This window comes from Arthrobacter sp. SAFR-023, from assembly GCF_051965295.1.
In the GTDB taxonomy this organism is placed as follows: domain Bacteria; phylum Actinomycetota; class Actinomycetes; order Actinomycetales; family Micrococcaceae; genus Arthrobacter.
The window spans coordinates 15,399-28,020 of the sequence record NZ_JBQCMF010000002.1 but is presented as its reverse complement, the minus strand read 5'-3'; the positions used below and the strand labels follow the sequence as shown (position 1 = coordinate 28,020).

The 12,622-nt window shown below is 69.2% G+C and carries 7 protein-coding genes; 3 read left to right on the top strand and 4 right to left on the bottom strand.

What is annotated here, in order from left to right:
- The first annotated feature begins 1 nt into the window (after nt 1).
- A complete protein-coding gene (gene pheT / locus ACTHQX_RS02285) occupies nt 2-2,545 on the top strand; it encodes a phenylalanine--tRNA ligase subunit beta (RefSeq protein ID WP_440158630.1) in 2,544 nt (847 codons plus the stop codon).
- A gap of 160 nt (nt 2,546-2,705) precedes the next feature.
- Here pheT and ACTHQX_RS02280 read toward each other — a convergent pair whose 3' ends face one another.
- The 4 genes from ACTHQX_RS02280 to ACTHQX_RS02265 form a co-directional block, all read right to left on the bottom strand.
- Entirely contained in the window at nt 2,706-3,749 is a 1,044-nt protein-coding gene (locus ACTHQX_RS02280) for an AAA family ATPase (protein WP_440158631.1), read from the bottom strand.
- 34 nt (nt 3,750-3,783) lie between these two features.
- Complete coding sequence (locus ACTHQX_RS02275) at nt 3,784-5,133, bottom strand: M1 family metallopeptidase (protein ID WP_440158632.1); 1,350 nt, start codon at nt 5,131-5,133, stop codon at nt 3,784-3,786.
- Nucleotides 5,134-5,156: 23 nt separating this feature from the next.
- Nucleotides 5,157-9,086, bottom strand: a complete 3,930-nt coding sequence (locus tag ACTHQX_RS02270; RefSeq protein ID WP_440158643.1) for a Pls/PosA family non-ribosomal peptide synthetase — start codon at nt 9,084-9,086, stop codon at nt 5,157-5,159.
- A gap of 183 nt (nt 9,087-9,269) precedes the next feature.
- Entirely contained in the window at nt 9,270-10,235 is a 966-nt protein-coding gene (locus tag ACTHQX_RS02265) for a quinone oxidoreductase family protein (protein WP_440158633.1), read from the bottom strand.
- Between the two features lie 174 nt (nt 10,236-10,409).
- Between ACTHQX_RS02265 and argC the strand changes: the two genes are divergently transcribed.
- The gene (gene argC / locus ACTHQX_RS02260) at nt 10,410-11,441 is read left to right on the top strand and encodes an N-acetyl-gamma-glutamyl-phosphate reductase (protein WP_214851128.1); all 1,032 of its coding nucleotides are present in this window, start codon (nt 10,410-10,412) and stop codon (nt 11,439-11,441) included.
- On the top strand, nt 11,438-12,604 hold the full coding sequence (gene argJ, locus ACTHQX_RS02255; RefSeq protein ID WP_440158634.1) for a bifunctional glutamate N-acetyltransferase/amino-acid acetyltransferase ArgJ: 1,167 nt from the start codon (nt 11,438-11,440) through the stop codon (nt 12,602-12,604). The genes argC and argJ overlap by 4 nt, the downstream gene beginning before the upstream one ends.
- Nucleotides 12,605-12,622: the final 18 nt, after the last annotated feature.

The window sequence follows — 12,622 nt, the reverse complement described above, 5'->3', positions numbered from 1 at the left end:
AGTGCGTATCCCACTTTCCTGGCTGCGTGAATTTGCGCAGGTACCGGCCGGAGCCACGGCCGAAGACGTCATGGCAGAGCTGGTCAAGGTCGGCTTTGAAGAGGAAGCGGTCCACCGCCCCACGGACGCCCTGCGCGGACCCGTCGTGGTGGGCCAGGTCCTGAGCCTGGTCAAGGAACCGCAGTCCAACGGCAAGACCATCAATTGGTGCCAGGTCCGCGTCGTCCCCGAGGGGCAGGAGCAGACCCTGACCGGCAAGGGCATCGATCCGTCCGGTGTGCAGGGCATCGTCTGCGGTGCCCACAACTTCGTCGAAGGCGACAAGGTGGTGGTCACCCTGCCGGGCGCCGTCCTTCCCGGCGACTTCCACATCTCGGCGCGGAAGACCTACGGCCACATGTCCGCGGGCATGATCGCCTCCGTCCGCGAACTGGGCATCGGCGAGGACCACGACGGCATCCTGGTGCTGTCCCGGATCGGTCTGGACCCCGAGATCGGGACCGACGCCATGGAGCTGTTGGGCCTCTACGACGAGGCCGCGGAAATCAACGTGACGCCGGACCGCGGCTACGCCTTCTCGATCCGCGGCGCGGCGCGCGAATACGCCCACGCCACCGGCACGGTATTCACCGATCCCGCGTCGAAGGTCAACGCGCCGGCTGTCCTCTCCGGCGGCTACGGCGTCAAGATCAACGACGACGCGCCCATCTACGGCAAGCCCGGCTGCGACCGCTTCGTGGCGCGCACCGTCCGCGGTGTGGATGCCACCAGGCCCACGCCGCCGTGGATGTCTTCCCGCCTGCGCCTGGCCGGGATCCGGTCCATCTCGCTGCCGGTGGATATCTCGAATTACGTGATGCTCGAGCTCGGCCAGCCGCTGCACTTCTACGACCAGGACAAGCTGTCCGGCGACATCGTGGTGCGGCGTGCGGTGGCGGGGGAGAAGCTGACCACCCTCGACGGCAAGGAACGTGCGCTTGACGCCGAGGACCTGCTGATCACCGACGCCTCCGGCCCCATCGGCGTCGCCGGCGTCATGGGCGGTGCGTCCACCGAGGTCACCGACGCCACCACGGCTGTCCTGATCGAGGCTGCCCACTTCGAGGAAGTGTCCATCGCCCGCTCGCGCCGGCGCCACAAGCTCCCGTCCGAAGCCTCCAAGCGCTTCGAACGCGGCGTGGACTGGCAGGTCGCCAACATCGCTGCCCAGCGCGCCGTCGACCTTCTGGTGGAACTGGCCGGCGGGACCGCCGAAGAGGCGGGCACCGACGTCGGAACCGCCCCGGATCCGGTGACCATCGCGCTGCCGGGAGAATATCCCGCGGCCCGGATTGGCATCGACTTCACCGAAGAGCAGATCGTCACGTCCCTCGAGGATCTGGGCGCCGTTCTCGAAAAGTCCGACGCCGGCTGGACCGTTACCGCGCCGAGCTGGCGGACCGACCTGGAAACCAAGGAGGACCTCTCCGAGGAGGTGGCCCGCCTGGTGGGCTACGACCAGATCCCCGCGACCCTGCCGGTGGCGCCTCCAGGCCGTGGCCTGACCCGCGTGCAGCAGCAGCGCCGCCGCCTGCTCCAGGCCCTGGCGGACGCCGGCCTGACCGAGGTCCTGGCCTACCCCTTCGTGTCGAAGGCCGCCAATGAGACGTTTGGCGTGGCCGAGGAGGGCGCACCCCGGACCGCGGTCAAGCTTGCCAACCCGATCAGCGAGGAGCAGGGCTACCTGCGCACATCGGTGCTGCCGGGCCTGCTGGAGGTGGCTAAGCGCAACCACTCCCGCGGCTTCCGCGACCTCGCCGTCTTCGAAGCCGGCATGGTATTCCTGCCCGGTGACACGCTGGGCACGCCGTCCATCCCACCGCTGGGCGTCAAGCCAACCGATGAGGTGCTGGACGCGCTGTACGACGGCGTTCCGGACCAGCCGCTGCACGTCGCCGCCGTCCTGACCGGCCATGATTCGCCCGCCGCCGCAGGTCACGCGCCGAGGCTGTGGGACTGGGCGGATGCCCTGGACATCGCACGCCTGGCAGGCGACGTCCTTGGTGTGGAGCTTGTGGTCACCCAAGGCCGGCACCAGGCGTTCCACCCTGGACGCGCCGCGCAGCTTTCGCTGCGCTCTGGCGAGCTGGTGGGATACGCCGGCGAGCTGCACCCCAAGCTCCTGGCCGCGCATGACCTGCCGGCACGGACCGTCGCGCTGGAACTGAACGCGGATGCCCTGTTCGAGGCAGCGGCCGACGTCGTGGTGGCCCGGCACATCTCCACCTTCCCGGTGGCCACGCAGGACGTGGCACTCGTGGTGCCGCAGGACGTCCCCGCCGACGACGTGCTGGCAGCGCTGCGTGAAGGCGCCGGCGAGCTGCTTGAGGACGTGGCCCTGTTCGACGTCTATGCGGGCAAGGGGATCGAGGACGGCAAGAAGTCCCTCGCCTTCGGCTTGCGGTTCCGCGCCACCGACCGGACCCTCACGGCCGACGAGGCATCGGAGGCGCGGGAGCACGCCGTCGCCACCGCAGCCGAGCGGTTTGGTGCCGTCCAGCGCTAGCTGAATATAAAGGCAGACCACGCCTTTTGAACTGCTCCTCGGAAGTTGGACTGAAAAACCAGTTCTGACTTACGGGGAGCAGTTTCGTGTTTGCGGGGCAGTTCGTGGTCTGCGGAGCAGCGCGAGGCCGCGGTGGTGCTGTTTGCGGCGGCAGATCCGGTCAGGCCTGCAGCCAGCGCCACCAGCGTGGCTGCTCCGGTTCCGGTGTCGGTTCCGGCTCCGGCTCCGGCTGCTCGCCCAAGGCCAGCGCGGCCTCGGTGATGTCGTCCGCGGTGAGCGTCATGACGGCCTCACGGTCCAGCGCGTCGAGGCTTTGTTCCTTGTCGAGCGAGAGCCGCAGCGCCTGGCGGTTGAGCGCCTGCTCGAACAGCGTGCGGGCGAACCGTGCGTTGCCGGAGTCCTCGCCCGCGTGGAGCCCGGTGAGGATGCGGCGCAGCATCTGGTCCGCACCCGGCTCCAGCGTGTACTCGTGCTGGGCCAGCATCTGGTGGAAGATCGTCTGGAGTGCGTCGACGGAGTAGTCGGGAAACGTGATCTCGCGGGCGAACCGGGAGCGCAGTCCGGGGTTCGAGAGCAAGAAGGACTCCATCAGCCGCGGGTACCCGGCCACGATCACGACCAGGCGGTGGCGGTGGTCCTCCATCCGCTTGAGCAGGACCTCGATCGCCTCGGGGCCGAAGTCCGTCCGGCCGTCCTCCGGGGCCAGCGCGTAGGCCTCGTCGATGAACAGGACACCGTCCAGCGCACGCCGGATCACCCGGTCCGTCTTGATGGCGGTCGCGCCGACGTACTGCCCCACCAGGCCCGAACGGTCGACCTCGACCAGGTGGCCTTTCTGCAGCAGACCGACCGCGCGGTACATCTCGGCCAGGAGCCGCGCCACGGTGGTCTTGCCCGTGCCCGGGTTTCCGAGGAACACCAGATGCTGTGAAGTGGCCACCTCCGGCAGGCCGTGCGCCTTACGGCGGGCCTGGACCTGGAGTAGTGCGACGAGGGCCCGCACCTGTTCCTTCACGGTCTCCAGTCCGACCAGCGCGTCGAGCTCGGCCTGCACCTCGGACAGCGGCCGGGCGGGCCCGGGCCTCGCACCGATGAGATCGCCGACCAAGTCGTCGACGCGCTCCGAACCGTGCAGCTTGAGCTGATCGGTCAGATGGCCGATGGTTTCGCGCAGGTCGTCGAGCGGATTGCGGCTGGAAGCCATGCATCCACTGTAGTACTCGATAGCCGGAAGCAACTCACGGCAACGGCGGCAAGGCCTCTTCGTACAGCCAGGGATGCAGCAGCGATTCCGAGTCCAGCCCCGTGACACGGTCGGCCGTGAGGATGAACTCGGGCGTCGACACGGAACTGTGGGCATGTACTCGGGTCCATTCCTGCAGCAGCGCGAAGAAGGCGAGGTCGCCGCAGCGGCGGCGCAGGGCGTGCAGAGCCAGTGCTCCGCGCTTGTAGACCCTGTCGTCGAACATGAGCTCGGGTCCGGGATCGCCCACCGCAAGGTCCTGGGCGCCGGCGTTGAGCCGCCGCCAGGCGGCCAGCGCCCGCTCGTGGGCGGACATCACGCCGGCTTCCTCGGACCAGATCCACTCGGCGTAGCAGGCGAAACCCTCGTGCAGCCAGATGTCGCTCCACGTGCCGAGCGTCAGCGAGTTGCCGAACCACTGGTGGGCCAGTTCATGGGCGATCAGGCGCTGTGAATCCCACCCGGCATCCAGATGGTTGGCGCCGAGGATGGACAGCGACTGGGCCTCGAGCGGGATTTCCAGCTCATCGGCGGTGACCACCACCGTGTACTCGGGGAAAGGATAGGGGCCGAAGCGGCTCACAAAGGTGCTCATCATGGCCTCCTGCCGGGCCAGCGCTGTCTCCGCCCGGCCCACCAGCTGCGCCGGTGCCGCAACGAACTGGGGCACGCCGGCCGAGTCCGGCAGTCTCACCAGCCCATACCGGCCGATCTGGATGGTCGCCAGATACGTCGCCATCGGTTCACGGTGCTCGTACACCCACGTCTGGCGGCTTGACCTCACGGTCTGCCCCACGAGGAGTCCATTGCAGACGGCCCTGTAGCCGGCGTCAGTGGTGACGGCGATGCGGTAGCTGGCCTTGTTCCGGGGGTGGTCGTTGCACGGGAACCACGACGGCGCCCCGTTGGGCTGCCCGGCGACGAGGACGCCGTCGGTGAGCTCCTCCCAGCCCACCTCGCCCCAGAGCCCCCTCCGGGGCCGCGGGTTTCCGTCGTACCGGATGTCGAGGCTGAATTCGGAGCCCGCCTCGAGGGGCTGTTCGCAGTGCACCACGAGCTGTTCCGCCCGCTGCGTGAACTTCCGGACGCGGACCCCGTTCAGCTGGATCTTCAGGGCGCGGAGGCCGGTCATGTCGAGCACGACGGCGGAGGTGCGGCGGGCTGCCACAGCTGCCAGGACTGCGCGGCCGGTCAGCCGGTTGCTGGCGAGCTTGTAGTCCAGCTCCAGATCGTAGTGCAGGACGCGGTAGGCATCTGTTCCGTGGCCCGGGACGTAGGGGTCGCCGGTGGCCGCGGCGCCGGCAGAGAGGACGGCGGCCGGGCCGGGCGATTCTCCGGAGCTCATTCTGCGTGTGACTTCCTTAGCTGTTATTTGAGGCGCGGAGCGGGAACGGCGGGCCCGGCCCAGGGGCTGACCGGGTTGCCCATCCAGTAGGTCCCGGCCGGAACAGTCTCGCCCCGCATCACCAGGGACGCCGGACCAACGGTCCCGCCCTTGCCAATCCTCGCCTGCGGCAGAATCACGCCGTGCGGGCCCATCGTCGCCCCGTCTTCGAGACTAACAGTGTCGATGCTCATGATGCGGTCGTGGAAGAGGTGGGTCTGGACGACGCAACCACGGTTGACCGTGGAGCTGGCACCGAGCGTCACCAGGTCCGCTTCAGGAAGCCAATAACTTTCACACCACGTGCCGCGGCCGATCCTGGCGCCGAGGGCGCGCAGCCACCAGACGAGGGCCGGGGTGCCGCTGGCCGACCGGGCAAACCACGGGGCGCTCACCATCTCGATGAAGGTGTCCACCACCTCGTTGCGCCAGATGAAGGAGCTCCACAACGGGTGCTCGCCGGTCTTGATCCTGCCCACGAGCAGCCACTTGGCCGCCACGGAGCAGCCTGCCGCCACCCCGCCCGCGAACAGCAGGACCACGCCTCCCAGTGCCGCTGCCGCACCGTAGCCGAGGGCGGTGGCGAGCCAGTCGAAAACGAGCAGCACGCCAAGGGCCAGACCCACTGTCAGGGCCACCGGCACGAACCGGCACAGTTCCCAGAGCGTCCTGGCCACCTTGAGCCGGGCCGGCGGCTGGAAGGTGCGCGTGCTGTCGGACGCCACCGCGGTGCGCCGCAGCCTGACCGGAGGGCTGCCCAGCCAGGACGTGCCTGACTTGGCCTTGCCCGGCGTCGCCGAGAGGACTGCCACCAGCGAGTTCTTTGGCACGCTCCGTCCGGCCGCGGTCATGCCGGAGTTGCCAAGGAAGGAGCGCTTTCCGATTTTCGCGGGCGCAATCCGCATCCATCCTCCGCCGAGCTCATAGGAGGCCACCATCGTGTCGTCGGCGAGGAAGGCACCCTCGCCCACCGTGGTCATAGGCGGCAGCAGCAGGACAGTGGAGGCCTCAACGTTCTTTCCGACCTTCGCCCCCAGCAGCCTCAGCCAGACTGGCGTAAACAGGCTGGCGTAAATCGGGAACAGCAGGTCCCGAGCCATGTCCAGCACCCGCTCCGTGGCCCACACCTGCCAGCCGACACGGCTGCGCACGCGGTAGTAGCCCTCCTTCAGGCCCACGCCCAGGCCCCTGGTGGTGACCAGGATGAGCAGCATGTTGGTGAGGAACCAGGTCAAAGCGGCGAGCGGTAGCGACGCGAGCACCTGCGGCCAGGCAGCAAGCAGGGACTCGCTGCCCCGAATGAACAGGTAGACCACCAGGGCCGCGGCTCCGGCTGAAGCGTAGGGGATCAGTGCGAGGACGGCGGACGCGGCGGCGAAGGCCGTGAACCAGAGGCGCCCCAGGAGGGAACTGACCGGCTGCGACGCGGGCCAGTCCTGCTTCGCCTTGCCGCGCCGTCCTGCCGGGGAGCCTGCCACCACCTGGCCGGCCTTGACCTTGCCCAGCACCGCGGAACCCGGTTCCACCTGGCCGCCGGCGCCGATGCTGGCCCCGGGCATCAGGGTGCTGCGGGCTCCCACGGTGGCGTCCGCGCCCACGTGGATATGGCCGATGCGGACGATGTCGCCGTCGATCCACCACCCGGACAGGTCCACCTCAGGCTCTATGTTGCAGCCGCGGCCCAAGGTGAGCAAACCGGTCACCGGGGGCAGGGAATGCAGATGGACGTCTCTCCCGATCTTGGCGCCGAGGGCCCGGGCGTAGTACGGCACCCAGGGCGCACTGGCAAGGCTCACGGCGCCGGCCAGGTCCTGGATCTGTTCGGCCAGCCAGAGGCGCAGGTGGACTTTGCCGGCCCGCGGGTAGGTCCCGGGCTGCACGTTGCGAAGCAGGAGGCGGGCGGCGGCAACAGAGAGGGCCATCCGTCCCGCCGGGCTGACGAAGAGCAGCCAGGAGGCGGCCACCCACCACCATGACACGGTGGGCGCGGCCGTGAACCCGGCAACCGCGAACAGGATGTTGTTGGCAGCCATCAGATAGGTCAGCCAGCGCATACCCGCCAGAATGTGCAGCGGGATGCCCATCAGGGTTTGGAAGACCTGTGACTTCAGGGCCGTGGGGCGGACCGGCCGGTCGGGGGCAGGGCCGGCGGAGACGCCGTCGGGCATGGACTGGCGGGCCGTCTCGATCAGCGCGCCGATGCGCGGGGTGGCGTAGATGTCCGCCACGGTGATGGTGGGGTAGCGGACCCGGAGCGCGGAGACGAGCTGCGCCGCGGCCAGCGAACCTCCGCCGTGGGCGAAGAAGTCAGCGTCGAGGCCGGCCACGCTGGTGCCCAGGACGGCCTGCCACTGGTCAACGACCCACTGGGCATCCTCCGGCAGGTTCAGGGGTGCGGCATCCGCATCCGCGGCGCCGGCACCCGGAAGGGGCCACGGCAGCGCATGCCGGTCCACCTTCCCGCTGGTCTTGGTGGGCAGTGTGTCGACGACGGTCAGCATGGGGATGAGCGGGGCAGGCAGCGTGGCGGAGAGCAGTTCACGGAGCGCGGCCAGGTCCGGGGCGGAGCCCGTGCCGCCAGCGGGGGCAAGGTAACCCACGAGGACCTGGTTGCCGGCCGCCGTCGTGCGTACCGCCGCGGCGGCGCCCGCAACCCCCGGCAGGGACTGCAGGGCAGCGTCGATCTCACCGAGTTCAATCCGGCGGCCGCCAAGCTTGACCTGCTCGTCGGCGCGTCCCATGAAGATCAGGCCGGCGCGCTCGAAGCGGACCAGGTCGCCGGAGCGGTAGGCGCGTCCCCATCCCAGCGTGGGCATGGGGGCGTATTTCTCCGCATCCTTCTGCGGATCCAGGTAGCTGGCCAGCCCCACGCCGCCGATGATGAGCTCGCCGACCTCACCTTCGGCCACCGGGACGCCGTCGGAGTCCACCACCGCCAGGTCCCAGCCGTCCAGGGGGAGCCCGATCCTGACCGGACCGCTACCGCCCAGCGGAGCGGCGCAGGCCACCACCGTCGCCTCGGTGGGTCCGTAGGTGTTCCACACCTCACGGCCGTCCACCGCCAGGCGCTCGGCCAGCTCCGGCGGGCAGGCCTCGCCGCCGAAAATCAGCAGCCGGACGTTCTCCAGGGCCTCTGCAGGCCACAGCGCCGCGAGAGTGGGAACGGTGGAGACCACCGTGATGCCGTGGTTGATCAGCCACGGTCCGAGGTCCATGCCGGTCCGGACCAGAGCCCGCGGGGCAGGGACCAGGCAGGCGCCATGCCGCCAGGCCAGCCACATCTCCTCACAGGAGGCGTCGAAGGCCACCGACAGTCCCGCGAGCACACGGTCCTGCGGCCCTAGCGGATCGTCCTGCAGAAAAATGCGGGCCTCCGCGTCGACGAACGCGGCCGACGAGCGGTGCTGTACAGCAACGCCCTTGGGCGTCCCCGTGGAACCGGACGTGAAGATGACCCAGGCGTCGTCGTCGGGCGCGGCCGGGCGCGGAGCCGGGAAGGGGCGCGGCCGCTTGTGGTCCGTGACGATCTCGCCCTTGGCCCGCAAAATGCCGGCCACCCGGGCCTCACCGAACACCAGCTTCGCCCGTTCATCCGGATCGTCCGCGTCCACGGGGACGTAGGCGGCGCCGACCAGCAGCACGGCGAGGATTGCGATGTAGAGCTCGTTGGTACCGGAAGGGATCCGCACTCCGATTTTGTCTCCCGCTCCCAGACCGGCCTGGTGCAGCCGCCGGCCCTCGGCCTTGACCCCGGCCAGCAGCTGGGCGTAGCTCAGGGAGCGGCGGCCGTCGTCCAGCGCGGAAGCGTCGGGATACCGGGCGGCCGTCTCGGCCAGGATGTCCACCAGGGTCCGCTCCGGCGGGGCGGCGGCAGCGCGGGGCAGCTGCGCTGCATGGACCTGCGCCGCGTGCACCCCTGCCGCCGGCGCGCCGGCGGCAGGGGGAGCGGTGGTGTCCAGGGTTTTGGGAAGGGGCTCAATCACGGCTGGATTCTCCCCCGGCAAGATGAACGGAAGGTGACATCGTTTCCCCTCCGTTCATCCGGGCTGCTTTGTTACCGGCCGCCGCGTGACGCGCCTGCAGTATCGCAGGCCAAGTCACGGGACCAGCAGTACCTTACCGGTGGTGCGCCGGCCTTCCAGGTCCTCGTGCGCCCGGCCGGCCTCGGCCAGCGGGTAGGTGGCGCCGATGCGGACATTGAGGCTGCCGTCGACCGCTGCGCCGAAGATTTCGGTGGAGCGCCACAGCCGTTCCTGCGGGTTGCCTAGGAAGTGCGCGAGTGACGGGCGGGTCAGGGTCAGCGAGCCGCCGGCATTAAGCCGCTGCGGATCCACCGGCGGGACCGGCCCGGATGCCGCGCCGAAGAGCACCAGCGAGCCGCGGGTGCGCAGGCTGGCCATGGAGCCGTCGAACGTGTCCCTTCCGACGCCGTCGTACACCACGTTCACGCCTGCACCGTGGGTCAGGTCCCGGACGGTGTCGGCGAAGCCGTCGTAGCGCAGCACCTCGTCTGCGCCGGCACCGCGGGCCAGGGATTCCTTCTCATCAGTGGAGACGGTGGTGATGACGCGGGCGCCGCGGGCCTTCAGCAGCTGGATGAGCAGCAGGCCCACCCCGCCGGCGCCGGCATGGACCAGCACGTTGTGTCCGGGCTCAACGCGGAACGAGGAGTTGATCAGGTAATGCGCCGTCATGCCCTGGAGGGGGAGCGCCGCGGCGGTGTGATCGTCCACACCGTCCGGCACCGGCAGCGCCTTCACGGCGTCCAGCACGGTGTACCCGGCGTAGCACGCGGTGCCCTCGGCTGTGGCCACCCGGCTTCCGACTGTGTAGTCCTCAACGCCCTCACCGACTTCCTCGACGACGCCGGCCGCTTCGGATCCCGGGGTAAAGGGGTAGTTCACCTTGTACGTGCCGCTGCGCTGGTAGGTCTCGATGAAATTGACGCCCGTTGCCGCTACCTTCACCAGCAGCTGGCCGGGACCGGGGACGGGGCGTTCGACCTCCGTGAAGTCCAGGACCTCAGGTCCACCCGGCTGCCGGGCAACGATGGCGTGCGTCATGGAGTTTCTCCTTTTCCGGGCCGGGACCTCCGGCACCCTTCCTCACCTCATCCTAGGGACCGGGACGGTGCAGGCGAAGTCGGGCGAACCTTATGGATCCCGGCACAAGCAGACGCGGCTCCTCCATGCATAAATATCGGGACCTATGCATAGTCTTGCTGTATAGTCGTCTTCATGACTATTTCTGTTGCCGTTTCCGGGGCCAGCGGCTACGCCGGCGGCGAAGTCCTCCGCCTCCTGGCCGGCCATCCGGACGTCACCATCGGCGCCATCACGGCCCACAGCAACGCCGGTTCCAGACTAGGCGAACTGCAGCCGCATCTCCATGGCCTGGCCAGCAGGATTCTCGAGGACACCAGCGTGGAGAATCTGTCCGGGCACGACGTCGTGTTCCTGGCCCTCCCGCACGGGGCGTCCGCCGAGATCGCGGCCAAGCTCCCCGAAGGAACGGTGGTGATCGACGCCGGCGCGGACCACCGCCTGGAGTCAGCCACCGCGTGGGAAAAGTTCTACGGCTCCGACCACGCCGGGACGTGGCCGTACGGCCTGCCTGAGCTGCCTGGCCAGCGCGAAAAACTCAAGGGCGCCAACCGGATCGCCGTCCCGGGCTGCTACCCGACGTCGGCGCTGCTCGCCCTCACGCCCGGCTTCGCCGGCGGCCTGCTCGAGGGGAACGACGTCGTCATCGTCGCGGCCTCCGGCACCTCCGGCGCCGGCAAAGCAGCCAAGGTGAACCTCATCGGCGCCGAGGTCATGGGGTCCATGAGCCCCTACGGCGTGGGCGGCGGGCACCGGCACACGCCGGAAATCGAGCAGGGCCTGTCCAACGCCTCCGGCGAGCCGGTGACGGTTTCCTTCACTCCCACATTGGCCCCCATGAGCCGGGGCATCCTCACCACCGCCACCGCACGGGTCAAGCCCGGCGTCGGCGCCGAGGAACTGCGCCGTGCCTGGGCGGAGGCGTACGACGACGAACCGTTCGTCCACCTGCTGCCCGAGGGCCAGTGGCCCACCACCAAGTCCGTGCAGGGCTCAAACCACGCTGCCATGCAGCTGGCATTCGACCCGCACGTCGGCCGCGTCATTGTCACGTGCGCCATCGACAACCTGACCAAAGGCACCGCCGGTGGAGCGGTGCAGTCCATGAACATTGCCCTTGGCCTGCCGGAGACCGCCGGCCTCAACCTGCAGGGAGTTGCCCCGTGACCGTTACCGCACCCAAGGGATTCCGTGCCGCCGGCGTCACTGCCGGACTGAAGGCCTCGGGAAACCCTGACCTGGCCCTCGTGGTCAACGACGGACCGTCCAAGGCAGCAGCCGCCGTCTTCACCTCCAACCGCGTGGCCGCGGCCCCCGTCCACTGGTCCCGCCAGGTGGTCTCGGACGGCCGCGTCGACGCCGTGATCCTGAACTCCGGCGGCGCCAACGCCTGCACCGGCCCGCAGGGGTTCCAGAACACGCACACGACGGCGGAGAAAACCGCCGAAGCCCTGGGCCTGTCCGCCACCGACGTCTTTGTCTGTTCCACCGGCCTGATCGGCGAGCAGCTGCCCATGGACAAGATCGTCCCGGGCATCGACGCCGCGGCGGCCGCCCTCAGCACTAACGGCGGCGCAGACGCGGCCACGGCCATCATGACCACCGATTCGGTGTCCAAGCAGGCGGTGTTCACCGGGGCGGATGCCGACGGAAATGAGTTCACCATCGGAGGGATCGCCAAGGGTGCCGGCATGCTGGCACCCGGACTGGCCACCATGCTCGTTGTGCTCACCACCGATGCCGACGTGCAGCCGGAAATGCTCGACCTCGTCCTCCGGGATGCCACGCGCGTCACCTTCGACCGGGCAGACTCCGATGGCTGCATGTCCACCAACGACACTGTGGTGCTGCTGGCCTCCGGCGCGTCCAAGGCCGTCCCGTCGGCCGAGGCCTTCGGCCAGGGCCTTACCCAGGTGTGCGCCGAGCTGGCCCGCAAGCTGATCGGCGACGCCGAGGGCGCCAGCCACGATATTGCGATCAGGACGTTCAACGCCGCCACCGAGCGTGACGCCGAAACCGTCAGCCGCGCCGTGGCCCGCTCCAACCTCTTCAAGGCGGCCATCTTCGGCAAGGACCCGAACTGGGGCCGCGTGCTCTCCGCCGTGGGCACCACCGACGCCGCGTTCGAAGCGGACCAGCTCAACGTGTCCATGAACGGCATCCAGATCTGCCAGAACGGCGGCATCGGCCAGGACCGCAAGCTCGTGGACCTGGAGCCGCGTGAGGTGCTCGTGGAGATTGACCTGCAGGCCGGTGGCGCGGAAGCCACCATCTGGACCAACGACCTCACGCACGACTACGTCCACGAGAACAGCGCCTACTCGAGCTAGATCCGCCTACTCGAGCTA